25 protein-coding genes are annotated in these 23,420 nt (G+C 68.5%); 16 read left to right on the forward strand and 9 right to left on the reverse strand.

The window, feature by feature from the left end; all coding sequences use genetic code 11:
• Window positions 1-21 precede the first annotated feature (21 nt).
• Both GQR91_RS05225 and GQR91_RS05230 read right to left on the reverse strand, forming a co-directional pair.
• On the reverse strand, window positions 22-2,724 hold the full coding sequence (locus tag GQR91_RS05225; protein ID WP_149681412.1) for an ATP-dependent DNA helicase: 2,703 nt from the start codon (window positions 2,722-2,724) through the stop codon (window positions 22-24).
• A gap of 51 nt (window positions 2,725-2,775) precedes the next feature.
• Window positions 2,776-3,345 (reverse strand): Uma2 family endonuclease, encoded by a 570-nt coding sequence (locus GQR91_RS05230; RefSeq protein WP_149681413.1) that lies wholly within the window; start codon window positions 3,343-3,345, stop codon window positions 2,776-2,778.
• A 57-nt stretch (window positions 3,346-3,402) separates the two neighbouring features.
• On the opposite strand from GQR91_RS05230, the gene GQR91_RS05235 reads away from it, so the two are divergent.
• Together GQR91_RS05235 and GQR91_RS05240 are read left to right on the forward strand one after the other, a co-directional pair.
• Window positions 3,403-5,013: a lysine--tRNA ligase gene (locus tag GQR91_RS05235; protein WP_149681414.1), complete on the forward strand. Its 1,611-nt coding sequence runs from the start codon at window positions 3,403-3,405 to the stop codon at window positions 5,011-5,013.
• A gap of 99 nt (window positions 5,014-5,112) precedes the next feature.
• The gene (locus tag GQR91_RS05240) at window positions 5,113-6,345 is read left to right on the forward strand and encodes an MFS transporter (RefSeq protein ID WP_235903872.1); all 1,233 of its coding nucleotides are present in this window, start codon (window positions 5,113-5,115) and stop codon (window positions 6,343-6,345) included.
• Here GQR91_RS05240 and GQR91_RS05245 read toward each other — a convergent pair.
• Window positions 6,342-7,556 carry a dipeptidase gene (locus tag GQR91_RS05245; RefSeq protein ID WP_149681415.1) on the reverse strand — a complete coding sequence of 405 codons (1,215 nt, stop codon included), beginning with the start codon at window positions 7,554-7,556 and terminating at the stop codon, window positions 6,342-6,344. The genes GQR91_RS05240 and GQR91_RS05245 overlap by 4 nt on opposite strands.
• Complete coding sequence (locus GQR91_RS05250) at window positions 7,553-7,831, reverse strand: acylphosphatase (protein WP_149681416.1); 279 nt, start codon at window positions 7,829-7,831, stop codon at window positions 7,553-7,555. Before GQR91_RS05250 ends, GQR91_RS05245 begins: the two co-directional genes overlap by 4 nt.
• 56 nt (window positions 7,832-7,887) lie before the next feature.
• On the opposite strand from GQR91_RS05250, the gene GQR91_RS05255 reads away from it, so the two are divergent.
• Window positions 7,888-8,361, forward strand: coding sequence for a GNAT family N-acetyltransferase (locus GQR91_RS05255; RefSeq protein WP_149681417.1), 474 nt, complete (start codon window positions 7,888-7,890; stop codon window positions 8,359-8,361).
• 163 nt (window positions 8,362-8,524) lie between these two features.
• Here the strand turns inward: GQR91_RS05255 and GQR91_RS05260 are convergent, their stop codons facing one another.
• The 3 genes from GQR91_RS05260 to sucC all read right to left on the reverse strand — a co-directional run bounded on the left by GQR91_RS05260 (window position 8,525) and on the right by sucC (window position 11,576).
• A complete protein-coding gene (locus GQR91_RS05260) occupies window positions 8,525-9,454 on the reverse strand; it encodes an FAD-binding protein (RefSeq protein ID WP_164727736.1) in 930 nt (309 codons plus the stop codon).
• Window positions 9,451-10,200, reverse strand: coding sequence for an electron transfer flavoprotein subunit beta/FixA family protein (locus GQR91_RS05265; protein WP_149682655.1), 750 nt, complete (start codon window positions 10,198-10,200; stop codon window positions 9,451-9,453). Before GQR91_RS05265 ends, GQR91_RS05260 begins: the two co-directional genes overlap by 4 nt.
• A gap of 176 nt (window positions 10,201-10,376) precedes the next feature.
• The gene (gene sucC, locus GQR91_RS05270) at window positions 10,377-11,576 is read right to left on the reverse strand and encodes an ADP-forming succinate--CoA ligase subunit beta (protein ID WP_112383792.1); all 1,200 of its coding nucleotides are present in this window, start codon (window positions 11,574-11,576) and stop codon (window positions 10,377-10,379) included.
• A 143-nt stretch (window positions 11,577-11,719) separates the two neighbouring features.
• Here sucC and GQR91_RS05275 point away from each other — a divergent pair, with 143 nt between their 5' ends.
• Together GQR91_RS05275 and GQR91_RS05280 are read left to right on the forward strand one after the other, a co-directional pair.
• Window positions 11,720-12,241, forward strand: a complete 522-nt coding sequence (locus tag GQR91_RS05275) for a sterol desaturase family protein (RefSeq protein WP_112383791.1) — start codon at window positions 11,720-11,722, stop codon at window positions 12,239-12,241.
• 5 nt (window positions 12,242-12,246) lie between these two features.
• The gene (locus tag GQR91_RS05280; RefSeq protein ID WP_235904062.1) at window positions 12,247-12,600 is read left to right on the forward strand and encodes a pilus assembly protein PilZ; all 354 of its coding nucleotides are present in this window, start codon (window positions 12,247-12,249) and stop codon (window positions 12,598-12,600) included.
• A 45-nt stretch (window positions 12,601-12,645) separates the two neighbouring features.
• On the opposite strand, the gene GQR91_RS05285 is transcribed toward GQR91_RS05280, so the two are convergent.
• Window positions 12,646-13,581, reverse strand: coding sequence for a ribose-phosphate pyrophosphokinase (locus tag GQR91_RS05285; protein ID WP_112383789.1), 936 nt, complete (start codon window positions 13,579-13,581; stop codon window positions 12,646-12,648).
• A gap of 107 nt (window positions 13,582-13,688) precedes the next feature.
• Between GQR91_RS05285 and GQR91_RS05290 the strand changes: the two genes are divergently transcribed.
• The 8 genes from GQR91_RS05290 to GQR91_RS05325 all read left to right on the forward strand — a co-directional run bounded on the left by GQR91_RS05290 (window position 13,689) and on the right by GQR91_RS05325 (window position 20,180).
• Window positions 13,689-15,020: a glutamate--tRNA ligase gene (locus GQR91_RS05290; protein WP_149682656.1), complete on the forward strand. Its 1,332-nt coding sequence runs from the start codon at window positions 13,689-13,691 to the stop codon at window positions 15,018-15,020.
• A gap of 251 nt (window positions 15,021-15,271) precedes the next feature.
• Window positions 15,272-15,943 carry a TonB family protein gene (locus GQR91_RS19750; RefSeq protein WP_149682657.1) on the forward strand — a complete coding sequence of 224 codons (672 nt, stop codon included), beginning with the start codon at window positions 15,272-15,274 and terminating at the stop codon, window positions 15,941-15,943.
• Between the two features lie 227 nt (window positions 15,944-16,170).
• Window positions 16,171-16,518 carry a hypothetical protein gene (locus GQR91_RS05300; RefSeq protein WP_112383787.1) on the forward strand — a complete coding sequence of 116 codons (348 nt, stop codon included), beginning with the start codon at window positions 16,171-16,173 and terminating at the stop codon, window positions 16,516-16,518.
• Window positions 16,515-17,477: a bifunctional diaminohydroxyphosphoribosylaminopyrimidine deaminase/5-amino-6-(5-phosphoribosylamino)uracil reductase RibD gene (ribD, locus tag GQR91_RS05305; RefSeq protein WP_260173201.1), complete on the forward strand. Its 963-nt coding sequence runs from the start codon at window positions 16,515-16,517 to the stop codon at window positions 17,475-17,477. The genes GQR91_RS05300 and ribD overlap by 4 nt, the downstream gene beginning before the upstream one ends.
• A gap of 1 nt (window position 17,478) precedes the next feature.
• Window positions 17,479-18,096, forward strand: coding sequence for a riboflavin synthase (locus GQR91_RS05310; protein WP_112383786.1), 618 nt, complete (start codon window positions 17,479-17,481; stop codon window positions 18,094-18,096).
• Entirely contained in the window at window positions 18,086-19,231 is a 1,146-nt protein-coding gene (gene ribB, locus GQR91_RS05315; RefSeq protein WP_235904063.1) for a 3,4-dihydroxy-2-butanone-4-phosphate synthase, read from the forward strand. Before GQR91_RS05310 ends, ribB begins: the two co-directional genes overlap by 11 nt.
• On the forward strand, window positions 19,231-19,644 hold the full coding sequence (gene ribH / locus GQR91_RS05320) for a 6,7-dimethyl-8-ribityllumazine synthase (RefSeq protein ID WP_112383784.1): 414 nt from the start codon (window positions 19,231-19,233) through the stop codon (window positions 19,642-19,644). Before ribB ends, ribH begins: the two co-directional genes overlap by 1 nt.
• On the forward strand, window positions 19,641-20,180 hold the full coding sequence (locus GQR91_RS05325; RefSeq protein ID WP_149682658.1) for a GNAT family N-acetyltransferase: 540 nt from the start codon (window positions 19,641-19,643) through the stop codon (window positions 20,178-20,180). Before ribH ends, GQR91_RS05325 begins: the two co-directional genes overlap by 4 nt.
• Window positions 20,181-20,324: 144 nt before the next feature.
• Here the strand turns inward: GQR91_RS05325 and GQR91_RS05330 are convergent, their stop codons facing one another.
• A complete protein-coding gene (locus GQR91_RS05330; protein ID WP_149682659.1) occupies window positions 20,325-21,416 on the reverse strand; it encodes an alkene reductase in 1,092 nt (363 codons plus the stop codon).
• A gap of 53 nt (window positions 21,417-21,469) precedes the next feature.
• Between GQR91_RS05330 and GQR91_RS05335 the strand changes: the two genes are divergently transcribed.
• The 3 genes from GQR91_RS05335 to GQR91_RS05345 are packed head-to-tail and all read left to right on the forward strand — an operon-like array spanning window position 21,470 to window position 23,417.
• Window positions 21,470-22,390 (forward strand): DMT family transporter, encoded by a 921-nt coding sequence (locus GQR91_RS05335; RefSeq protein WP_149682660.1) that lies wholly within the window; start codon window positions 21,470-21,472, stop codon window positions 22,388-22,390.
• On the forward strand, window positions 22,387-23,046 hold the full coding sequence (locus GQR91_RS05340; RefSeq protein WP_149682661.1) for a COQ9 family protein: 660 nt from the start codon (window positions 22,387-22,389) through the stop codon (window positions 23,044-23,046). Before GQR91_RS05335 ends, GQR91_RS05340 begins: the two co-directional genes overlap by 4 nt.
• Before the next feature lie 53 nt (window positions 23,047-23,099).
• Window positions 23,100-23,417: a FeoA family protein gene (locus tag GQR91_RS05345; RefSeq protein ID WP_235904064.1), complete on the forward strand. Its 318-nt coding sequence runs from the start codon at window positions 23,100-23,102 to the stop codon at window positions 23,415-23,417.
• Window positions 23,418-23,420 lie beyond the last annotated feature (3 nt).

Genomic DNA, 23,420 nt, shown 5'->3' on the forward strand with positions numbered 1-23,420 from the left:
CGGGCGCGTTGTCTCCGTGGTTCAGGCGGGTTCGTGCGCTCCATGCCCGATCGGCGCGTCGGAGGAAAGCCGCGCCGTGACGCATGCTACCGCTTCATCGAGCGTGACGCGGCGGATGGCGACGCCGGGCGGAAAGGCATCGAGCAGGCGCGAGGGCATGGCGGCGGAGAGCAGCACAAAGGCACCGCGATCGTCCGCGCGGCGGATCAGCCGCCCGAACGCCTGCGCCAGACGCGCGCGGACGATGCGATCGTCATAGGCGCTGCCGCCGCCGGCCAGCTTGCGCGCGGCATGCAGCACGGTGGGCTTGGGCCAGGGTACCCCCTCCATCACCACCAGCCGGAGCGATTCGCCGGGAACATCGACGCCGTCGCGCAGCGCATCGGTGCCGAGCAGCGAGGCGGCCGGATCGTCGCGAAAGATGTCGACCAGCGTCCCGGTGTCGATCGGATCGACATGCTGGGCATGGAGGGCAAGACCCTCGCGCGCCAGCCGGTCGGCGATCCGGCCATGCACGCCGCGCAACCGGCGGATCGCGGTGAACAGCCCCAGCGTGCCCCCGCGGGCCGCCATGATGAGCCGGGCATAGGCGTTGGCAAGGGCGGGGATGTCGCCGCGCTTCACATCGGTGACGATCAGCACCTCGGACCGGTCGGGATAATCGAACGGGCTGGCGGCGGCGAAATGGGCGGGGCCACGGGCCAGATGCGGGGCGCCGGTACGGGCCTCCGCCACGCTCCAGTTGCCGCCGCCGGTGAGCGTCGCGGAGGTGACAAGCGCGCCGTGTGCGGGCTTCAGCACGATTTCGGCAAAGGGGCGGGTGGGGTCGAGCCAGTGGCGGTGCAGGCCGATGTCATATTCGCGCCCCTCCACCCGGTCGACCGCCAGCCAGTCGACGAAATCGGGATCGGCGGGGCCACCGACGCGCGCGAGCAGCGACAGCCACGCCGCCACCGTCTCCGCGCGCCAAGCGAGCGAGGCGATCGCCCCCTCGACCCGCGCACGCGCCGGTCCGTCGAGCCAGTCGGGCGCCTCGGTCAACACCGCCTCCAGCCGGCGGCCGAGCGCGACCAGCGGGCGGAGCAGCGCGTCGAGCGCGTGGGCGGCGGGGGCCGCAGCCTCGATCAACTCGGGGCTGGGCTCGGCAAGTTCGGTTTCCAGGCCGTAGCCGGCATCGCCCGGCTGCTCGGCGCGCGCAAAGGTGAGCCCGCGCACCGCGGCGAGCAGCGTTTCGACGGGTCCGAAGGGTTGCCCCTCCGCCACACGGCCGAGCCAGCCCTCCGAGGCAAGTCCCTGCGCGGCGGTGACGGCGTCGGCGATGGCGCGGTTGCCGCCGTCGTCATAGCTGGCGACATCGGACAGGCGGGCGGCCAGGCCGCGGCGACGACCGCGGCTGCCCGCCTCCGGCCCCAGTACCCAGCGGCGCAGCTCGATCGTCTCGGCACCGGTTAGCGCGGTGGCGAACATCGAATCGGCGGCATCGAACAGGTGATGCCCCTCGTCGAAGACGTAGCGGGTCGGGCGGGTGGCAAGTTCGCGGCCGCGCGCGGCGTTGACCATGACCAGCGCATGGTTGGCGATGACGATATCGGCCTGGGCGGAGGCACGCGCGGCATGCTCGATGAAGCATTTGCGATAATGCGGGCAGCCGGCATAGACGCACTCGCCGCGCCGGTCGGTCAGCGCGGCGGGGCCATTGCGGCGGAACAGCGTCGGCAACCAGCCGGGCAAGTCGCCGCCGACCATGTCGCCGTCCGCGCTATAGGCCGCCCAGCGCGCCACCAGTTGCGCCAGAATGGCGGCGCGGCCGGCAAAGCCGCCTTGCAGCGCATCCTCCAGGTTGAGCAGGCACAGATAGTTCTCGCGACCTTTACGCGTCACCACGCGTTCGCGGCGGATCACGGCGTCGGGGAACAGGCGCTGAGTCTCCACGCTCAACTGGCGTTGCAGCGCCTTGGTAAAGGTGGAGATCCAGACCGGACCGCCGGCACGTTCCGCCCACAGGCTGGCGGGTGCGAGATACCCGAGCGTCTTGCCGATCCCGGTCCCCGCCTCCGCCAACACCATGTTCGGTGCCTCGCGCACGATGCGCGGGGCAAAGGCGGCGCTGGCGGCGGCGGCATAGGCGCGCTGGCCGGGGCGTTCCTCCGCACCGTCGCCGGTCAGCGTCGCCAATCGCGCCTCTGCCTCCGGCGGTTCCATGGGCACGGTGCGGGGGGCGGGGCGGGGGGGCTGTTCCTCCCATTCCGGCAGCTTGCTGAACAGCCAGCGTTCGTTGACCCGTGGCTTGGCCAGGCGCGGCGCGATCAGCGGTGCCCAGGGCCAGCGCAGGCGGGTCAGGCTTTGCGCCGCGGTCCAGGCGCCCTCCCGCTCGGGCCAGTCGCCATCCGGCACGGCGAGCAGCGTCGCGGCCGCATCGCGCAGGAACGCGGCGACCGCATCCTCCTGTATCGGCACGGGGAGATCGATGGCGCGCGCCAGCCCCTTGGGCGTCGGCACCGCGAACCGTGCCGGGAAGAGAAAGGCATAGAGTTCGAGCAGGTCGAGCCCCGACAGGTCGGCATAGCCCAGCCGCTGACCCGTCAGCGCGGCGTTGAGCAGGATCACCGGCGTTTCCGACGCGATGCCGATCGCCTCGCCGCGCGACACCGCACGCGTCCCCTCCGCCGTGGCGATCCAGATGCCGCTGTGGCTGGCGTGGAGAGCGGGATGGGGAAAGGACATCGCGTGCGATATCGGCGCGACGGAACGGATTGGCAACATGGGAAGAACCGGTCAGACGATCCCGGTGCCGTCGATGGTGAGGGTGAGCGTCGCGCTGTCGAGGGGGCCCGTCAGGGGCAAGATATCGTGCCGTTCATAGCCGTTCGATACGGGCGAGCAGAAGCGGTGCAGGGTGCGGGCGGGAAGGTCGAGCACCCAGTATTCGGGAATGCCGGCGGTGCCATACAAGCGCTGTTTTGCGTCCAGGTCATAGCGCACTGTCGAGTCGGCGACCTCGGCGATCAACGCTACGCTGTCGACGGGGACATAGCCTTCGCCTTGCGGCGCGTCGGTCAAAACCAGATCGGGTTCGGGTGCGCTGTATGGCGGGATGGAGACGGTCACTTCGCTGAGCGCGGTAAGCGGCGATCCGGCTGCTTCCAGCGCGCGGCGCAGGCGATAGGTCAGTTCGTTCTTCGCAAAGGCATGACGTCTGGCTTGCGGGCTCATCGCGACGATCGTCCCCTCGATCAACTGGGCATGATGATGATCGACGAGAGCGCCGGCATGATGCAGCACCTCGAAGTCCGAAACCGTCAGCCTGACCGGCTGCGGCACCGTGAAACCGCGCGTCATCTCCATGGGAACGCATCATAGCATTTGCGCACCGCGTGCCAAAGCGCCAGATGCGGGGGCGTCATGACCGATACCGATCTCCGCTCCGTCGCCCTAGAGTCCAAGGCCTGGCCGTATGAGGAAGCGCGCAAGCTGCTCAAGCGCTATCCGAACGGCAAGCCGAGCAAGGATGGCACGCCGGCGCCCGTGCTGTTCGAAACCGGCTATGGCCCGTCGGGCCTGCCGCATATCGGCACCTTCAACGAGGTGCTGCGCACCACCATGGTGCGCAACGCCTTTCACACGCTGTCCGACCAGCCGACGCGGTTGATCGCGTTTTCGGACGATATGGACGGGCTGCGCAAGGTGCCCGACAATGTGCCCAACCAGGCGATGCTGGCAGAGCATCTCGGCAAGCCGCTGACCCAGGTGCCCGACCCGTTCGAGAAGTTCGACAGCTTTGCCGCGCATAACAATGCGCGGTTGCGCGAATTCCTCGATCGCTTCGGCTTCGATTATGAATTCGCCTCGTCCACCGACTATTATGGTTCGGGCAGGTTCGACGATGCGCTGCGTCTGGTGTTGCGCCATTTCCAGGGCATTCAGGACGTGATGCTGCCGACGCTGCGCGCCGAGCGGCGGGCGACCTATTCGCCGGTGCTGCCGATCAGTCCCAAGACGGGCGTCGTTCTGCAGGTGCCGGTCGAGGTGATCGATGCGGACGCGGGGATCATCGCCTTTACCGATGCGGATGGCGAGCGGATCGAGCAGTCGGCGCTGGGTGGCCTGTCCAAGCTGCAGTGGAAGGTCGACTGGGCGATGCGCTGGGTCGCGCTGGGCGTCGACTACGAGATGGCGGGCAAGGATCTGATCGATTCGGTCACCCAGTCGTCCAGGATCGCGCGCGTGCTGGGCGGACGCCCGCCCGAGGGTTTCAACTACGAGATGTTCCTGGACGAGCATGGCGAAAAGATCTCCAAGTCCAAGGGCAATGGCCTGAGCCTCGACCAGTGGCTGACCTATGGCCCGGAAGAGAGCCTAGCCTTCTTCGCCTATCGCGAGCCGAAAAAGGCCAAGCAGCTGCACATGGGCGTGATCCCGCGCGCGGTGGACGAATATTGGCAGTTCCGCGGCAATTACGCCGGGCAGGACGCCAAGCAGCGGCTGGGCAATCCGGTGCACCACATCCATGACGGCAAGGTGCCCGCCGAAACGTTGCCGGTGACGTTCGGGCTGCTGCTGAACCTTGCCAGCCTGCCCGGCGTCGGCGATCGCGACACGATGTGGGCGTTCCTGCACCGCTACGACCCGACCTTGTCGGCGGAAACGCATCCGGCGCTCGACCGCCTGATCGGCTATGCGGTGGCCTATGGCTGCGACTTCGTGGCGCCGACGCTCAACCGCCGCGCGCCGACGGCGGCGGAGGCGCAGGCGCTGCGCGAACTGGACGACGTGCTGGCCAAGGACGACGGCACGGGCCGCGATGACGAGGACCCGGCCGCGGTGCTGCAGAACCATGTCTATGAGATCGGCAAGGCTCATTACGGCAAGGAGGGTTTACGCGACTGGTTCAAGGTGCTGTACGAAACCTTGCTGGGTTCCGAGCAGGGGCCGCGCATGGGCAGCTTCTTTGCGTTGTACGGCGTGGAAAATTCGCGGCGGTTGATCGCAGAGGCCCTGGCGCGGGCCGCTTGAGCGGGTGGATGCGGTGAAGCCCGGCGGGCTGGCGGGATCCTTGCTGTCCCCGCTTGGCGGTTTCGCCGTGTTGCGGGCCACGCATCGGCGGGTCGGGATGTGACCGGGCCTGTTGGTCCGATTGCCCATGGAACGCCCGAATTTCGCCGGTTGACGCTGGCGATGCTGTTCGCCGGTTTCTCCACCTTTTCACTGCTGTACGCCGCGCAGCCGCTGCTGCCGCTGTTTTCCGTGGAATATGGGGTGAGTGCGGAGGGGGCGAGCCTTGCGGTGTCGATGGCGACGGGGCCGCTGGCGATCGGCATCCTGGTGGCCGGCCTGGTGTCGGACCGGGTGGGGCGGCGGCCGTTGATGGTGGCGGCGATGCTGTCGGCCGGGGTGCTGACGCTCGCGGCGGCGTTCGCGCCGGGGTGGGTGGCGCTGCTGGTGCTGCGTTTCCTGACCGGGCTGGCGCTGGCCGGGGTGCCGGCGGTGGCGATGGCCTATGTCGCGGAGGAGGTGGACGCCGCCTCGGTCGGGTCGGCGATGGGGCTGTATATCGCGGGCAGCGCGCTGGGCGGCATGGGCGGGCGGCTGATCGCAAGCCTTGTCGCCGATATCGGCGGATGGCGCTGGGCGATCGGCGCGGTCGGGTTGGCGGGTGTGGTGATGGGCGAGACGTTCCGGCGGCTGGCGCCGCGCTCGCGGCGGTTCGTGCCGGCGCAGGGGCGTGTCGGTGCGTTGATGGTGCAGGCGGGCGCGCTGTTCAGGGACCGTGCGCTGCCGCTGCTGTTCGCCGAAAGCTTTCTGCTGATGGGCGCATTCGTCACGGTCTACAACTATGCCGGCTACCGGTTGCTGGCCGCACCCTATCACCTCAGCCAAAGCGCGGTGGGCGCGGTGTTCCTGCTCTACGTGCTGGGATCGGCCAGTTCGGCATGGTTCGGCGGACTTGCCGGGCGGATCGGGCGGCGGCGCGTGTTCTGGGTGCCGGTGATGCTGCTGATCGCGGGGCTTGGGATCGCCGCGGCACGGCCGCTGGCGCTGGTGGTGATCGGCATCGCGGTGGTGACGGTGGGCTTTTTCGGAGCGCATTCGATTGCGAGCGCCTGGACCGGGCGGCGGGCGGGCGCGGCACGGGGGCTGGGTGCGGCGCTGTACTTGTTCTTCTATTATGCCGGGTCGAGCGTGCTGGGATCGGCCGGCGGCTTTGCCTGGACCCATGGCGGCTGGCCGGGAGTGACGTTGTTCTGCCTCGGGCTGGCGGCGATGGCGCTGATCGTCGCGCTGCTGCTCGCGCGGGTCGCACCGCTGGAGCAGGCGGCGACGCCGGCCACGGTGCCCGAAGCCTAACGCGCAAGCGGGTCGATCGCGTCGCTCGCTGGCGTGGCGGCGAGGTCGCGGGCGACCGCCTCCACCCGCGCCATCACGCGCAGGATGTTGCCGCGGGTAAGGGCGGCGAGGTCGGCGTCGCTCCAGCCGCGGCGGGCGAGTTCGATCAGAACACGCGGGTAGCCGTCGACGCCCTTCATGCCGGCCGGGCCGGTGCCGGCAATGCCGTCATAATCGCTGCCAAAGCCGACGGCGCCGCGTCCGGCGATGCGGGCGACATGGTCGATGTGGTCGGCGACCATGGCGGGGGTGACGCGGGGTTCGGGGTGGGTGGCGTCCCAGGCGAGGAGCGGGGCAGGGGAGCGGGGGCCGTACACATCGGCCGGCACGCCCAGCGATGCGGCATGATCGGTGCGGGCGCGGTCCCATGCGCGCCATGCGGTGGAGACAAAGGCGGGATAGACGTTGACCATCACCACGCCGCCCCCCGCACCGATGCGGCGGAGCAGCGCATCGGGAATGTTGCGCGGCGCAACTCCGACCGCGCGGGCACCCGAATGGCTGGCGATGACCGGCGCGCGGGTCACGTCCAGCACCGCGGCCATCGTCGCATCCGAGACATGCGCGACATCGACGATCATGCCGATGCGGTTCATCTCCGCCACCACCTGCCGGCCAAAGGGCGACAGGCCGTTCGCGACCGGATCGTCGGTGGCGGAATCGGCCCAGGCGAGGCTGTGGCCATGCGTCAGCGTCATGTAGCCGACGCCCAGCGCCTTGTACTGGCGCAGGACCGACAGGCGGCCGTCGATCTGGTGCCCGCCCTCGACCCCGATCAGCGAGGCGATGCGGCCGTTCGCCTGTGCCGCCGCGATCTCGGCCGCCGTGGTCGCAAGGGCGAAGTCCTGCGGATAGGCGGCGACGAAGCGGTGGACGACGTCGATCTGCTCCAGCGTCATTTCCACCGCGCGGGGTCCCGTGACGGTGGCCGGTATCCAGACCGACCAGAACTGGCCGCCGACGCCGCCTTTGCGCAGGCGGGGAATGTCGGTCTGCAAGGGGCGGGGCAGGCGGCTGGTGTCGCGGGACAGATCGACGGCGGTGCCCGTTTCGCGCAGTTCCCAGGCGAGGTCGTTATGGCCGTCGATGATGGGCGCCTGAGCGAGCAGGTGCTCGACGCGGGTCTCGGCGGTCGAACCCGCGGCCTGGGCGAGCAGCAGCAGGGCGATCACAGCGTCGGCAGCCGGGCAAAGCCGTTCGGCACCTCGGCGGGCGCATCGTCCGACACGAAAACCTGCTCGACGCGGGAGGCGGGCGATCCTTCGCGCGCTTTCGCGACCATGGCGTCGATCATAACGGGCGATCCGCGCACCAGCGCCTCGACCGATCCATCGGCGCGGTTGCGCACCCAGCCATCGAGCCCCAGCGTCCTAGCCTGCTCCACGAACCAGTTGCGATAGAAGACGTTCTGGACACGGCCGGTGATGCGGAGACGGCGGGAGATCATGGGATCATAGTCTCACCTGCTTGCGACCGGCTGTCCAGATGCGCCAGGATCGGAGGATGACGATCCGGATCAGGGAAGACGATCTCGCCGATGCCGGGGTGCAGGCATTGCTCGCGCTGCATCTGGCGGGGATGCAGGCGGGATCGCCGGCGGGGCATGTCTTTGCCCTCGACCTGGCGGGGCTGCGCGCGCCGGGAGTGACGGTGTGGAGCGCGTGGCGCGACGGCCGGGTGGCGGGCATCGCCGCAATGAAGCGGCTGGGAGCGGGCGCGGCCGAGCTGAAGTCGATGCGCACGCATCCCGAGGCCTTGCGCCGCGGGGTGGCGGCGGCGCTGCTCGATCACATCATCGGCGTCGCCCGGTCGGAGGGTTTGACGCGGTTGAGCCTGGAGACGGGGAGCGGGGAAGCGTTCGAGCCGGCGCTTGCGCTTTATGCGAGCCGCGGCTTTGCCAGCGGCGAGGCGTTCGGCGGTTATGTGGCGAGCGCGTTCAACCAGTTCCGCCATCTGGAACTGGCGCCCCTTCGCTAGGGTGAGATGCCCTCATGTCCGTCTCGCTCCGGAGCCGGCTGGGGCAAAACCCATCCCGGATCATCCGGCTGCAAAGCCGACCCGTTCGGCCTGAGCGATGTCCAAGGGCTCAGGCCGAACGGGCGGGATCACGGTCGCTCCCTCAAGGGAAGCGACCGTCAGGTCACAGCTTTTCGGTGAGTTCGGGGACCAGCTTGAAGAGGTCGCCGACCAGGCCGATGTCGGCGACCTGGAAGATGGGGGCATCCTCGTCCTTGTTGATCGCCACGATCACCTTGGAGTCCTTCATGCCGGCCAGATGCTGGATGGCGCCCGAGATGCCGACCGCGACATAGACCTGGGGGGCGACGATCTTGCCGGTCTGGCCGACCTGATAGTCGTTGGGGGCGTAGCCGGCATCGACCGCGGCGCGGGATGCGCCGACGGCGGCGCCCAGCTTGTCGGCGAGCGGATCGATCAGCGCGTGGAACTGCTCCTCGGAGCCCAGCGCCCGGCCGCCCGACACGATGATCTTGGCCGAGGTCAGCTCGGGACGCGCATTCTCCGCGATCTCCGCACCCGTGAAGCTGGACAGGCCCTTGTCACCGGTGGCGGCGACCGCCTCGATCGTGCCCGTGCCGCCCTGTGCCTCCGCCTTGTCGAAGGCGGTGCCGCGCACGGTGACGACCAGCTTCTTGTCGCTGGTCCTGACGGTGGCGATGGCGTTGCCGGCGTAGATCGGCCGGGTGAAGCTGTCCGGCCCCTCGACCGAGAGGATGTCGGAGACCTGCATCACGTCGAGAAGGGCCGCGACCCGCGGCGCGATGTTCTTGCCCGTCGTGGTGGCCGGCGCGACAAAGGCGTCGTGGTGCCCCATCAGTTCCACCACCAGCGGCGCGACATTCTCGGCCAGCGCATGCGCATAGGCCGCGTCATCGGCGACATGCACCTTGCCGACCCCGGCGATCGCCGCCGCCGCCCGGGCGACCGCATCCACGCCCTGCCCTGCGACCAGCAGGTGGACCTCGCCCAGCTTTGCCGCCGCGGTCACCGCGGACAGCGTGGCATCCTTGACGGTTCCGCCGTCATGTTCGACCCAGACCAGCGTCTTCACTTGGCAATCCCCATCGCTTGCAGCTTCATCACCAGTTCGTCGACATCGGCGACCTTGACGCCGGCCTGACGCTTGCCCGGTTCGGCGACATGGGTGATCGTGTGGCGGGCTGCGATGTCGACGCCGAAATCGGCCGCGGCACGCGTCGCCATCGGCTTGGACTTGGCCTTCATGATGTTGGGCAGCGAGGCATAGCGCGGCTCGTTCAGGCGCAGGTCGGTGGTGACGATCGCCGGCAGCACCAGCGTGTCGGTCTCCAGCCCGCCATCGACCTCGCGGGTGACCACCGCCTGCCCCTCGGCCAGCACGACCTTCGACGCGAACGTCCCTTGCGCCCAGCCGAGCAGCCCGGCCAGCATCTGGCCGGTCTGGTTGTTGTCGTCGTCGATCGCCTGCTTGCCCAGGATCACGAGATCGGGGCTTTCCTCCTCGACGATCCTGGCAAGCAGCTTGGCGACGCCCAGCGGCTCCACCCGGCCCTCGGCGGTGACCAGGATCGCCCGGTCGGCACCCATCGCCAGCGCGGTGCGCAGCGTGTCCGCCGCCTTGGGCTCGCCGATCGAGACCACCACCACCTCGGTGACGCCGGCCTTCTCCTTCAGCCGGATCGCCTCCTCGACCGCGATCTCATCGAACGGGTTCATGCTCATCTTGACGTTCGCCAGGTCAACGCCCGACCCGTCCGCCTTCACCCGCGGCTTCACATTGTAGTCAAGCACGCGCTTGACCGGCACCAGCACCTTCATCGGGGCTCCTTCCTGCCCATGGCGGATCGTTTTCACCGGTCCACTTGGGAGTTTTGCGAGGGTTTCGCAAGTTCACTATGGTGGATGGCCGTTCGCCATCCGTCTCTTCCAGAACGAAGAAGGGCCCGGACGTTTCCGTCCGGGCCCCTTATCGCATCGGTGATGACCGTGGCGCGTCAGGCGACCTTCTGCACCTCGGCGACGATCTTCTTGGCCGCGTCGCCCAGATCGTTGGCGGGGACGATGGCGAGGCCGGAGTTCGCCAGGATCTCCTTGCCCTTCTCGACATTCGTGCCCTCGAGGCGGACGACGAGCGGCACCTGCAGGTTCACTTCCTTCGCCGCGGCGACGATGCCGTCCGCGATGATGTCGCAGCGCATGATGCCGCCGAAGATGTTGACCAGGATGCCCTTCACCGCCGGATCGCTCAGGATGATCTTGAACGCCGCCGTCACCTTCTCCTTGTTGGCGCCGCCACCGACATCGAGGAAGTTGGCCGGGAACATGCCGTTCAGCTTGATGATGTCCATCGTCGCCATGGCGAGGCCGGCGCCGTTGACCATGCAGCCGATGTCGCCGTCGAGCTTGATGTAGGCGAGGTCGTACTTCGACGCCTCCAGCTCCATCGCGTCCTCTTCGGTGGTGTCGCGCAGTTCCATCAGGTCCTTGTGACGGAACATGGCGTTGCCGTCGAAACCGACCTTGGCGTCGAGCACGACCAGCTTGCCATCGTCGGTGACGGCGAGCGGGTTGATCTCGATCTGCTCGGCATCGGTGCCCAGGAACGCGTCGTACAGCTTGGACGCGACGCTGGCGGCCTGCTTGGCGAGGTCACCGGTCAGCTCCAGCGCAGCGGCGACCGAGCGGCCGTGGTGCGGCATGAAGCCGGTCGCGGTGTCGATGTCGATCGAGTGGATCTTCTCCGGCGTGTCGTGCGCCACGGTTTCGATATCCATGCCGCCCTCGGTCGAGGCGACCATCGAGACACGGCCGGTCGCGCGGTTGACGAGCAGCGCGAGGTAGAATTCCTTGGCGATGTCGACGCCGTCGGTCACGTACAGGCGGTTGACCTGCTTGCCGGCGTCACCGGTCTGGATCGTCACCAGCGTGTTGCCGAGCATGTCGGCAGCGGCCGCGCGAACCTCGTCCGCAGTCTTGGCGAGGCGGACGCCGCCCTTGGCATCCGGGCCCAGTTCCTTGAACTTGCCCTTGCCGCGGCCGCCGGCATGGATCTGCGCCTTGACGACGTAGAGCGGTCCGGGAAGCTTCTTGGACGCCTCGACAGCCTCGTCGACCGACAGGGCGGCAAAGCCCGCGGGGACCGGTACGCCGAACTTCGCCAGCAGTTCTTTCGCCTGATATTCGTGAATGTTCATGGGCGACCTCGCCTTGTGCTATTATCTAGGACAGTTGACAGCCCTTTCGCACAGGGAGCGAAGCGAATCCACCCCGGATTTTGCCGAATTCAGCGCACTATTGCAAACGCATCGCAATATATATAGGAAAGTCGAAGAATTTCATGTCCTGGTCCATCGGCATCCTGCTCCTCGTCGCCACCGTGATCGGCATGGAAGGCTTTGCCTATGCGGCACATCGCTGGATCATGCATGGTCCGGGCTGGTTCCTGCATGAAAGCCACCATCGCCCGCGGACCGGCAACTGGGAGCTGAACGACCTGTATGCGGCGATCTTCGCGGTGCCGTCGTTCGTGATGATCCTGGGCGGCGTGCAGCTTGGCTGGTGGCCGGGCTTTACCTGGATCGGGGCGGGGATCGCGGCGTACGGCGCGATTTATTTCGGTTTCCACGACGTGATCGTGCACCGGCGGCTGCCGACGCGGTACCTGCCCAAATCGACCTACATGAAGCGGATCGTTCAGGCGCACCGGCTGCATCACGTGGTGGAGACGAAGGAGGGCAATGTCAGCTTCGGCTTCCTGGTCGCGCCCCGGCCCGAGGACCTGAAGGCCGAGTTGAAGCGGCGGCGCCATGCCGGGGTGCGCGCACCCAAAGCGGAGGCCGGTGCGTTTCCGGAAAAGTAACCACCATGGCCGTAGAGCGAGTCGCGATGGAACATCCGGTCTTCACCCCGCCGTTCGAGCCGGTCGCCGGCCAGGAACTCCGCCAGTCGCTGCGCCGCAAGGTCAAGATGCGCGCGCATCTGCGCGACAAGGGACAGACCCGGTTCGAGATCGACGTGGTCGACCTGTCGCAACAGGGCTTTCGTGCCGAAACCAGCTTCACGCTGTGGCCGGGCACGGTGGTGTGGCTGACGCTGCCCGGCCTCGCGCCGCTGGAGGCGGTGGTCGCATGGCGGGACAAGTTCAAATATGGCTGCGCCTTCGCCAAGCCGCTGCACCCGGCGGTGTTCGAGCATATCGTCGGCCTCGGCAACCGCTGAGGCGGCGACCCTCTCCCCCCGACCGAGGAAGAGGGTTCGGGCGCATCAGTCGAACAGCGAGGAAACGCTGGTTTCGTCCGCGATGCGCTTGATCGCCTCGCCCAGCAGGGGGGCGATGGCGAGGTGGCGGATCTTGGGGGTGGTGCCGATCGTCTCGTGATTGCCGATCGAGTCGGTGATGACCAGCTCGCGCAGGGCCGAGCCGTCGACCCGCGCGACCGCGCCGCCCGACAGCACGCCGTGGGTGACATAGGCGACCACGTCCTCCGCCCCCGCCTCGCGCAGCGCCGCGGCGGCGTTGCACAGCGTGCCGGCCGAGTCGACGATATCGTCGATCAGGATGCAGAAGCGCCCCTCGACATCGCCGATAATGTTCATCACCTCCGACTCGCCCGCACGCTCGCGACGCTTGTCGACGATGGCGAGCGGCGCGTTGTCGAGTCGCTTGGCCAGCTGGCGGGCGCGCACCACGCCGCCGACGTCGGGTGAGACGACCATCAGGTTCTTGCCCCGGAAGCGGGCCTGGATGTCCGCGCTCATCACCGGCGCGGCGTAGAGATTGTCGGTGGGGATGTCGAAGAAGCCCTGGATCTGCCCGGCGTGCAGGTCGACCGAGAGCACGCGGTCGGCCCCCGCGACGGTGATCAGGTTGGCGACCAGCTTGGCCGAGATCGGCGTGCGCGGGCCGGGCTTCCGATCCTGGCGGGCATAGCCGAAATAGGGAACGACCGCGGTGATCCGCTTGGCCGACGCGCGCTTCAGCGCGTCGATCATGATGAGCAGTTCCATGAGGTTGTCGTTGGCGGGAAAGCCCGTCGACTGGATGACGAACACGTCCTCGCCGCGGACATTCTCCTGGATCTCGACAAAGATCTCCTCGTCGGCGAAGCGGCGTACCAGCGCCTCGGTCAGCGGCACCTCGAGATAGTTCGAGATCGCCTGCGCCAGTGGCAGGTTCGAATTGCCCGTCATCAACTTCATGGTCGTCGGTCCCCGCAGCCCGGTCGTGATGCGCGCCCCTTAACCGTGGTGTCACATAAGCGCAAAGTGCTTTGCCGCATCGCCGGGCCCCGGTTATGGCCACGCGCATGACCGTGACCCGCTTCGCGCCGTCGCCCACCGGGCGGCTTCATGTCGGCAATATCCGCACCGCCCTGCATAACTGGATGTATGCGAAGGGGAATGGCGGCCGTTTCCTGCTGCGTATCGACGACACCGATGCCGAGCGCAGCGAGGAACACTTCGTGGACGCGATCCGCGCCGATCTGGCGTGGCTGGGCATGGAGCCGGACGGGGAGGTGCGGCAATCGGCACGGTTCGCGCTGTACGAATCGCGGTTCGCCGCGCTGGTCGCGGCCGGGCGCATCTATCCGGCCTATGAAACCGCGCAGGAACTGGACCTGAAGCGCAAGGTGCTGCTGGGGCGGGGATTGCCGCCGGTCTATGACCGGGCGGCGCTTCGCCTGTCGGAGGCGGAGCGCGCCGCGCTGGAGGCGCAGGGGATACGCCCGCACTGGCGGTTCAAGCTGGATCATGACGCGCCGATACGCTGGGACGATGCGGTGCGTGGACCCCAAAGCTTCGATCCTGCGACGATGAGCGATCCCGTCATCCGGCGCGCGGACGGATCGTGGCTGTATATGCTGCCATCGGCGATCGACGACATCGACATGGGGGTGACGCAGGTGGTGCGGGGCGAGGACCATGTGTCCAACACCGCGCTGCAATTGCAGATGTTCGATGCGATGGGCGCGACCCCGCCGGGTTTTGCGCATGCCGCGCTGCTGACCGGGGCGGAGGGCAAGCTGTCCAAGCGGCTGGGATCGCTGGGCGTCGATCACTTCCGCGAGGTCGGGCTGGAGGCGCAGAGCGTCCGCGCGCTGCTGGCGCGGATCGGGACCAGCGACCCGGTGGAGCCGGTGGCGGACATGGCACCGCTGATCGCGACGTTCGATTTCGCCCGCTTCGGCAGGGCGCCGGCGCGGTTCGACGAGGCCGAACTGGCACAGTTGAACGCGCGCATTGTGCACCAGTTGCCGTTCGAGGCGGTCGCGGATCGCCTGCCCGCCGGCATGGGCGCGGCGGAATGGGATGCGGTGCGGCCGAACCTGTCGACGGTGGGCGAAGCGGCGGACTGGTGGGGCGTGATCGAGGGACCGGTCGACGCGGAAATCGCCGGGGAGGATCGTGCCTATCTGGCCGAGGCGGCGGCAGCGGCGGCGGCGATCGACTGGACGGGCGACCCCTGGCACGCGCTGACCGACCGATTGAAGGGGACGAGCGGGCGCAAGGGCAAGGCGCTGTTCCTGCCGCTGCGCCTGGCGCTGACCGGCCGGGCGCATGGACCGGACATGGGCCAGTTGCTGCCGTTGATCGGGCAGGCGCGGGCGGTGGCGCGACTCGGGGCGGCGGCGGGCTGACCCGGCGCGTGCCGTGGAAGTGGACACTACACCCCCCACTGCGTGTCCACTTCCGATCCCGTTACGCGGCCTTGTCGGAAGCAGCGGACTGGCGGGCGTGTGCCGGATCATGGTGACGTCATAGCGGATCGCCACACTGTAGGAAAACGGCCGCTTGCGCAGGATCGGTTATGATGTACCATCGCATCCCGCGGCAAGGTGTGGCCGTGGGGCGTCTCAAGGAGTGATCGTCAGCGAAGGAGGCAAGCGTCATGTATGCGGATCGTCACGCGCGTGAATTCCATCCGGCCAGCCTGTCGGTGGCCGTCGGCGTCAACGTCGTCCTGATCGGGGCGCTGTTGTTCGCCAATCCGCCATCGGTGTTCAAGAAGCCGCCGGATACGACGCTGACCACGACGAACATCCCGCTGCAGCCCCCGCCGCCACCCGAACCGGCGCTTCCCGAAATACAACCGCGCGAGAGCGTCGCGCCGCAACCGGCACCCCGGCCGGTGCCCGATCTGACCACGCTGCCCGTGGATGTCGCGCCGGCCGGACCGGTGTTTTCGCCGCCGCCGCCCTTGCCGCCGATCGAGGGCGGCGTGATCGGCGGCACGGGCACCGCGCGGGTGGTCGATCCACCCAAGCCGCCATCGGTGTTCACCGGGCCGCAGGTCGATCCGCGTTATGCCGGGCAGTTCCAGCCCCCCTATCCATCCGCCGAGCAGCGGATGGGCGAGGCCGGGCGCGTGGTGGTGCGGGTGCTGGTCGGAACCGACGGGCGGGTGCGGCAGGCGGAATGCGTGACCGCGAGTTCGGACGGCTTCTGCCGCGCAACGCGCGAGCGGGCGCTGGCCAAGTGGCGGTTCAAGCCGGCGACGCGCGACGGCATGGCGGAAGAGGCGTGGCGGACGATGTCGGTGACGTTCGTGCTGGAGGATTGATGCTGGGGTTGCTCCCTCTCCCCCGCGGGGAGCATCAGGTGAACAGCGCCCCGCGCTGTTCAGCCCATGCCGCGGGCATGGGCGACCTGGTGCTGGTGGGAGGGTGAGGGGCAAACCAGCAGTGCTGCTCTGCTTGGCGGCCCCTCACCCCAACCCTCTCCCCGGAGGGGAGAGGGGGCTGGTGTTTGGCCCTTTATCCGCGGCCCCCAAATCCCTATCTTCGGCCCATGTCGTTCTTCGGCCGCTTTTCGCCCCGCCGCGCCTATCAGGATCTGCGGCTGTTTCTGTCGCATCGCCAGCCCTATGAACTGGGGTTCCTGGCGCTGGCGGTGGGGATCACCGGCTTCTTCGTCTATGCCTTTGCGCGCGACGATTATGTGCCGGTGCCGTACAAGCCCGACATCGTCTATGTCGAGCAATGGTCGGCCGATCGCACCGATGCCGAGATCGTCGCGCAGCAGAAGATCGACTATTTCAAGAAAAAGAAGATGCTGGCCGAACAAAAGGCCGCCGAAGAGGCCAAGCGTGCCGAGTTCAAGAAGGTGGACGACGCGTTGAGCCGGTGGGGTATCTGAGCGACGATCATCGCTGGATGGGCGCTGCACTGGCGCTCGCCTCGCGCGGGCGCGGACGCACGGCCCCCAATCCCAGCGTCGGTTGCGTCATCGTGGCGAACGGCCGCGTGGTCGGGCGCGGATGGACGCAGGATGGCGGGCGGCCGCATGCCGAGGCGATGGCGCTGCGGCAAGCGGGCGCTGCGGCAACCGGCGCCACCGCCTATGTCACGCTGGAGCCGTGCGCGCATCTCTCCGCGCGGGGGCCGGCCTGTACCGACCTGTTGATCGCCGCGGGCGTCGCGCGGATCGTGGCGGCGATGGGCGATCCCGACCCGCGCACCAATGGCAGCGGTTTCGCGCGGGCGCGGGATGCCGGGATCGCGGTGGTCGAAGGGGTTCGGGAGGCCGAGGCGCGGGGCATGATCGCCGGCTTCCTGATGCGGCAGGCATCGGGGCGGCCCTATGTCACGCTGAAGCTCGCCACCTCGCTGGATGGCTGCATCGCGATGGCGGACGGGCAGAGCCGCTGGATCACCGGTGCGCAGGCTAGGGCGCATACCCATCTGGAGCGGAGCCGGCACGAGGCGATCCTGGTCGGCCGCGGCACGCTGGTGGCGGATGCGCCGCGGCTGGACGTGCGGCTGGCCGGGCTGGCGGCGCGAAGCCCGCGCCGCGTGCTGCTGTCGCGTCGGCCCGAGCCGGGATGGGAGCATGTCGCGGCCCCGCAGGCGATTGCCGGACTGGCGGGGGTCGATCATCTGATGGTGGAGGGGGGCGCCGGGGCGGCGGCGGCGTTCCTGGGCGCCGATCTGGTCGATCGGCTGCTGCTGTACCGGGCACCCGTGCTGATCGGGCGGGGCCGCGCGGCACTGGGCGATATCGGGCTGGCGAGGCTGGCGGATGCGCACGGCCGATGGCGGCTGGCCGATGCACGCGCGCTTGGCAGCGACCGGCTCGAGGTCTACGAGCGCGGCTGATATGTTTACAGGCATCGTCACCGATATAGGTATCATCGACGCGGTCGAGTCGCGCGGCGACACGCGCGTCCGCATCTCCACCGCCTATGACATGGGCAGCGTCGATCTGGGCGCCTCGATCGCCTGTTCGGGCGTGTGCCTGACCGTGGTCGACAAGTCCGCGCCCGGCGCGCCGGGCTGGTTCGCGGTCGACGTCTCGGGCGAGACGATCAGCCGGACCGCGGCCGAGCAGTGGACGAACGGCCGCCACCTGAACCTGGAACGTGCGATGAAGCTGGGCGACGAGCTGGGCGGGCATATCGTCACCGGCCATGTCGACGGGGTCGGCACCGTGGTGTCGGTGGCGGAGGAAGGCGGATCGCACCGCGTGTTCGTGCGCGTGCCGGCCGAGCTGGCTCCCTTTGTCGCGACCAAGGGGTCGGTGACGATCGACGGCGTTTCGCTGACCGTGAACAGCGTCGAGGATGGAGCCGACGGCACGGTCGTCGGCCTGAACATCATTCCGCATACCGCCGCGGTGACCACGCTGGGCACGGTGGCCGAGGGGCAGGCGGTGAATGTCGAGATCGACGTGCTTGCCCGCTATCTGCAACGCATGGAGCATTATCGTGGCCGCTAAGTCCGCAGAACTGGCGCGGTTGCGCCACGCCTTTCTGTCCAGCCCCGAAGAGATCATCGACGAGGCCCGCAACGGGCGGATGTTCATCCTGGTCGACGACGAGGACCGGGAAAATGAGGGCGATCTGGTCATCCCCGCGCAGATGGCGACGCCCGAAAAGGTGAACTTCATGGCGCGGCACGGCCGCGGGTTGATCTGCCTCGCCATGACCAAGGAGCGCGTCGATGCGCTCGGCCTGCCGCTGATGAGCCGCAACAACGGCACCCGGCACGAGACCGCCTTCACCGTCTCGATCGAGGCGCGCGAGGGGGTGACGACGGGGATTTCGGCGGCCGACCGCGCACGGACCATCTCGGTCGCGATCGATGCGGCCAAGGGCGCGGGCGAGATCGTGACGCCGGGCCACGTCTTCCCGCTGGTCGCGCGCGACGGCGGCGTGCTGGTGCGCGCCGGCCATACCGAGGCGGCGGTGGACGTCGCGCGGCTGGCGGGCCTCAACCCCTCGGGCGTGATCTGCGAGATCATGAACGAGGACGGCACCATGTCGCGCATGGACGACCTGGTCGGCTTTGCGCAGCTCCACGGGCTCAAGATCGGCACGATCCGCGACCTGATCGCCTATCGCCGGCGCTACGACCATCTGGTCGAGTTGCAGTCGGAGGCCAAGTTCGTCAGCGAATGGGGCGGCGACTGGGTGGCGCGCGCCTATCGCAACAAGGCGACCGGGACCGAGCAGGTCGCGCTGGTCAAGGGGCGGCTGGACATCACGAAGCCGGTGCTGGTGCGCATGCACGCACTGTCGCCCTTTGCCGACGTGTTCGGCGAGTCGGGGTCGCGCGGGCATCTGCTGGCGCGTTCGATGGAGATCATCGCCGAGGAGGGCGCCGGCGTCGTCGTCGTCATCAACCGGCCGCGATCGGACGCGTTCACCACCGCGGTGCGCCTGAAGGCGGGCGAGGAGGTGTCGATCGACATGGAGGAACTGCGCGACTACGGCGTCGGCGCGATGATCCTGGCCGAACTGGGCGTGCAGGACATGGTGCTGCTGACCAACACCCATCACACGCTGGTCGGCCTCGACGGCTATGGCCTGTCGATCGTCGGCGAGCGTCGCATCGAAGAAGGAGACGCCTGATGGCGCATGTGCTGATCGTCGAGGCGCGGTTCTATACCCATCTGAACGACCTGCTGCTGGAGGGTGCGCGCGCCGCGATCGAGGCGGCGGGGCACACCCACGAGACGGTGACCGTGCCGGGCGCGCTGGAGGTGCCGGGTACGATCGCGCTGGCGGCGGAGCGCTATGACGCGTTCGTGGGCTTGGGCGTGGTGATCCGCGGCGAGACCTATCATTTCGAGATCGTCGCGGGCGAAAGCGCACGCGGGATCATGGCGCTGACCATGGACGGGCTGGCGATCGGCAACGGCATCCTGACCGTCGAGAACGAGGACCAGGCGCTGGTCCGCGCCCGCCCCGACCAGAAGGACAAGGGCGGCGAGGCGGCAAAGGCGGCGCTGGCGATGCTGGACCTGAAGAGCCGCTTCGGGTGAACGACCCGATCCTCTTCACCGAGCGGCTGATCCTGCGGCCGCCCGTGGCGGAGGACTTCGAGGCATGGGCGGCGTTCCATGCCGAACCCGAGACGATGCGTTTCCTGGGTGGCGTGCAGACGCGAAGCGTAGCGTGGCGCGGACTTTGTGCGATGGCAGGGGCGTGGAGCATCCGCGGCTTTGCGATGTTTTCGCTGATAGAGAGGCATACCGGGCAATGGATCGGGCGTGTCGGACCGTGGCAACCCGATGGCTGGCCGGGGCGTGAGGTCGGTTGGGGCGTGGCGCGGGCTTTTGCCGGGCGCGGCTATGCTCATGAAGCGGCCTGCGCAGCGATGGACTATGCGGTCGATGTGCTGGGCTGGGATCACGTGATCCACACGATCGATCCGGAGAACGAAGCATCGATCCAACTGGCCAGGCGGCTTGGATCTCGCAACGAGGGCCCGGCGTCGCTGCCTGCGCCACTTGAGACGTTTCGCGTCGATGCTTGGGGGCAGAGCGCCGGTGATTGGCGTGCGCGGAAGCAGTCGTAGCGCTGCTCCCTCTCCCCCTCGGGGAGAGGGTTGGGGTGATGGGTTGCCAAGCAGCGTTTCGCCTGTGGCGGCCCCTCACCCTCCCATCGTATTTGCGATGGGCCCCTCCCTCTCCCCGGAGGGGAGAGGGGTGTTGATACTGACTTATGCAGCCTTGGCTTCGTCCAGCGTCGGGTAGTCGATATAACCCTCCGGCCCTTGGCTGTACCATGTCTTGATGTTGCTCTGGTTCAGCGGGGCGTCCTTGGCGAGGCGCTCGGGCAGGTCGGGATTGGCCAGGAAGGTGCGGCCGAAGCTGATCGCATCCGCCGTGCCGGCGTCGATGGCGGCCTGCGCCTGTGCGGCGGTTTCATAGTCCGAGTTCAGCACCAGCGGGCCCGTGAACACGTCACGGATCTGTGGCGAGAGCTTGGGTACGTCGGTCTTGCCGAAGGTGCCGTCGGGGCCGGGTTCGCGCAGTTCCAGAAAGCCGATGCCGATCTCCGCCAGCGCCTGGGCGGCGGGGATGAAGACCGCGGCGGGGTTCGAGTCGTCCACGCCCTGGCTGTCGCCGTTGGGGGAGAGGCGGACGCTGGTGCGGTCGGCACCGGCGACGCCCGCGACGCGCTCCACGACTTCGCGCAGGAGGCGGATGCGGTTTTCCGGGGTGCCGCCGTAGCGATCGTCGCGGAAATTGGCGTTGTCGCGCAGGAACTGGTCGATCAGATAGCCATTGGCGGCGTGGACCTGCACGCCGTCAAACCCGGCGGCGAGCGCGTTGGCGGTGGCGCGCGCATAGGTGTCGAGGAGGGCGGGGATCTCGTCGAGCGTCAGCGGGCGCGCAGTCTCGAAATCCTGTTTGCCGTCATAGGTATGCGCCTGACCCGCGGTGGCGGTCGCCGAGGAAGAGACGGGCTGCTCTCCGATCACCGAGGAATGGACCTGCCGGCCCATGTGCCAGAGCTGCGCGACGATGCGGCCGCCCGCGTCGTGCACCGCCTTCGTCACCGGGCGCCACGCCTCGACCTGCTCGTCGGACCACAGACCGGGGGCGAAGGGCCAGCCCAGCCCCTGGCGGCTGATCCCGGTCGCTTCCGAAATGATGAGGCCGGCACCGGCACGCTGCGCATAATATTCGGCCATGATCGGGGTCGGCACCGCCGCCTTGTCGGCGCGACCACGGGTGAGCGGCGCCATGAGGATGCGGTTGGGCGCGTGAATGGCGCCGAGATCGATGGCGTCGAACAGACTGGGCATTAGGCTTCCTTTTTCTTGCCTGACGACGGCGAGATAGGGAGCTAAGGGGAGCCATGCACGCAAGCGCGCCCCCAAGAAAAACTGCGCCGGCCCAAACCCCGTTACCGGATGCGTCCCCGGTGGCGTTCGCCGCGGTGATCCTGGCGAACGTCGCGCTCGCCTTCGGGCCGTGGTTCGTGCGGCTGGCGGATACCGGGCCGGTGGCGGCGGCGTTCTGGCGGATCACGCTGGCCGCGCCCGTGCTGGTGGCGGCAGCGTTCGTGGCCGGCGGCGGCGTGCGGGGGCGGCAACCCCCCTGGGGCCTGCTGGGCGTGCTGCTGCTGTCCGGCATCGCCTTTGCCGGCGATCTGGGAACGTGGCACCTGGGCATCCGGCAGACGACGCTGGCCAATGCCACGCTGTTCGGCAATTCGGCGACGCTGATCTTTCCGATCTACGGCTTTCTGGTGGCGCGGGCGTGGCCGACGCGCATGCAGGCGTTCGCGCTGCTGCTGGCGGCACTGGGCGGCGGGTTGCTGATGGGGCGGTCCTATCAGGCGGACCCGCGGCATCTGATCGGCGATCTGCTGTGTCTGGCGGCGGGCGTGCTGTATGCGGTCTACTTCATCCTGATGGCGCGGGTGCGGACGCGGGTGGCACCGGTGCCGGCGCTGGCGATGTCGACGCTGGCGAGCATCGTGCCGCTGCTGCTCTATGCGCTGGTGCTGGGCGAGCGGATCTGGCCCGATCACTGGGGCGCGCTGATCGCGATGGCGCTGGTCAGCCAGGTGGTGGGACAGGGCCTGATGATCTATGCGCTGGGCAAGCTGAGCCCGCTGGTGATCGGCATCGCGCTGCTCGTCCAGCCGATCGTGGCGGGCGCGATCGGCTGGATCATCTATGGCGAGCGGCTGAGCGGGCCCGATCTGCTGGGCGTGGCGTTGGTGGCGGCAGCACTGGTGCTGGTTCGCCGCAAGGGAAGGAGTGAGGCATGAGCGATGTCGTGGATATGACGCTGGACGAGGTTCGCGCCGCCCTTGCCCCCGGCATCGCCAGCAATGCGGCATTCGACGGCTGGACCGCCGCGGCGCTGGAGATGGCGGCGGATGCGGCGGACATTGACCGGGACGTGGCGCGGCTGGCGTTTGCGGGCGGGGCGGTGGCGATGATCGATGCGTGGTTCGACAGCGTGGACCAGGCGATGGTCGAGGCGCTGCCCGCCGCGACGGTCGCCACGATGAAGATCCGCCAGCGTATCCAGCAACTTGTCGAGGCGCGGCTGGCGGTGCTCGCCCCCGAGCGCGAGGCGCTTCGCCGGGCGTTGGCGGTGCTGGCCATGCCGCAGAACGTGGCGGCGGCCGCGCGGCTGGGCTGGCGATCGGTGGACACGATCTGGCGCCATGCCGGCGACACCGCGACCGATTACAATCATTATACCAAGCGCACGATCCTGTTGGGCGTGTACGGCGCGACGATCACCGTGTTCGTCGACGATGACAGCGAGGGCCATGCGGACACGCGCGCGTTCCTGGCGCGGCGGATCGATGGCATCATGCAGTTCGAGAAGCTGAAGGCGGGTGTGCTGCGCCGCGCGGAATACCGGCCGAGCCTGTCGCGCTTTATCGGCCGGCTGCGTTACCCGGCCGTGTAACTTCATCACCGCGGCTAATTGATAACCACTCGCAGGCGGTCTATGTAGGGGCCATGGCCACCGCACCGATGTTCGATTCCGCCGGGTTCAGCCTGATCTCGCTGCCGCGCCACCGCCCGGCAACGGTGGCCGCAATCGCATGGGAGCGATTGGCGCAGCCCGAGGCGCGACGTTTGCGCGAGTTCGGGTTCGACGAGGGCGTCGATGTCGAGGTGCTTCATCGCAGTTTCCTGGGTGGTGGTCCGATCGCCTGTCGCATCGGACGGATGACGGTGGCGCTGCGCCGCCGCGTCGCCGCCGCGATCCAGGTGGCGCCGGTCGCGCAGGCCACGGCAGGCGAGTCCGCACCGGGCGACTCGGATCGTCGCTGACAG

Origin of the sequence: Sphingomonas carotinifaciens (genome assembly GCF_009789535.1) — a bacterium.
GTDB classification, from domain to species: Bacteria; Pseudomonadota; Alphaproteobacteria; order Sphingomonadales; family Sphingomonadaceae; genus Sphingomonas; species Sphingomonas carotinifaciens.

What these genes read in the sequence shown, in the direction of transcription:
- GQR91_RS05225 (WP_149681412.1), bottom strand. Translation starts at nt 2,724, where the DNA reads ATGTCCTTTCCCCATCCCGCTCTCCACGCCAGCCACAGCGGCATCTGG.
- GQR91_RS05230 (WP_149681413.1), bottom strand. Translation starts at nt 3,345, where the DNA reads ATGGAGATGACGCGCGGTTTCACGGTGCCGCAGCCGGTCAGGCTGACG.
- GQR91_RS05235 (WP_149681414.1), top strand. Translation starts at nt 3,403, where the DNA reads ATGACCGATACCGATCTCCGCTCCGTCGCCCTAGAGTCCAAGGCCTGG.
- GQR91_RS05250 (WP_149681416.1), bottom strand. Translation starts at nt 7,831, where the DNA reads ATGATCTCCCGCCGTCTCCGCATCACCGGCCGTGTCCAGAACGTCTTC.
- GQR91_RS05255 (WP_149681417.1), top strand. Translation starts at nt 7,888, where the DNA reads ATGACGATCCGGATCAGGGAAGACGATCTCGCCGATGCCGGGGTGCAG.
- GQR91_RS05265 (WP_149682655.1), bottom strand. Translation starts at nt 10,200, where the DNA reads ATGAAGGTGCTGGTGCCGGTCAAGCGCGTGCTTGACTACAATGTGAAG.
- sucC (WP_112383792.1), bottom strand. Translation starts at nt 11,576, where the DNA reads ATGAACATTCACGAATATCAGGCGAAAGAACTGCTGGCGAAGTTCGGC.
- GQR91_RS05275 (WP_112383791.1), top strand. Translation starts at nt 11,720, where the DNA reads ATGTCCTGGTCCATCGGCATCCTGCTCCTCGTCGCCACCGTGATCGGC.
- GQR91_RS05280 (WP_235904062.1), top strand. Translation starts at nt 12,247, where the DNA reads ATGGCCGTAGAGCGAGTCGCGATGGAACATCCGGTCTTCACCCCGCCG.
- GQR91_RS05285 (WP_112383789.1), bottom strand. Translation starts at nt 13,581, where the DNA reads ATGAAGTTGATGACGGGCAATTCGAACCTGCCACTGGCGCAGGCGATC.
- GQR91_RS05290 (WP_149682656.1), top strand. Translation starts at nt 13,689, where the DNA reads ATGACCGTGACCCGCTTCGCGCCGTCGCCCACCGGGCGGCTTCATGTC.
- GQR91_RS19750 (WP_149682657.1), top strand. Translation starts at nt 15,272, where the DNA reads ATGTATGCGGATCGTCACGCGCGTGAATTCCATCCGGCCAGCCTGTCG.
- GQR91_RS05300 (WP_112383787.1), top strand. Translation starts at nt 16,171, where the DNA reads ATGTCGTTCTTCGGCCGCTTTTCGCCCCGCCGCGCCTATCAGGATCTG.
- GQR91_RS05310 (WP_112383786.1), top strand. Translation starts at nt 17,479, where the DNA reads ATGTTTACAGGCATCGTCACCGATATAGGTATCATCGACGCGGTCGAG.
- ribH (WP_112383784.1), top strand. Translation starts at nt 19,231, where the DNA reads ATGGCGCATGTGCTGATCGTCGAGGCGCGGTTCTATACCCATCTGAAC.
- GQR91_RS05330 (WP_149682659.1), bottom strand. Translation starts at nt 21,416, where the DNA reads ATGCCCAGTCTGTTCGACGCCATCGATCTCGGCGCCATTCACGCGCCC.
- GQR91_RS05335 (WP_149682660.1), top strand. Translation starts at nt 21,470, where the DNA reads ATGCACGCAAGCGCGCCCCCAAGAAAAACTGCGCCGGCCCAAACCCCG.
- GQR91_RS05340 (WP_149682661.1), top strand. Translation starts at nt 22,387, where the DNA reads ATGAGCGATGTCGTGGATATGACGCTGGACGAGGTTCGCGCCGCCCTT.
- GQR91_RS05345 (WP_235904064.1), top strand. Translation starts at nt 23,100, where the DNA reads ATGGCCACCGCACCGATGTTCGATTCCGCCGGGTTCAGCCTGATCTCG.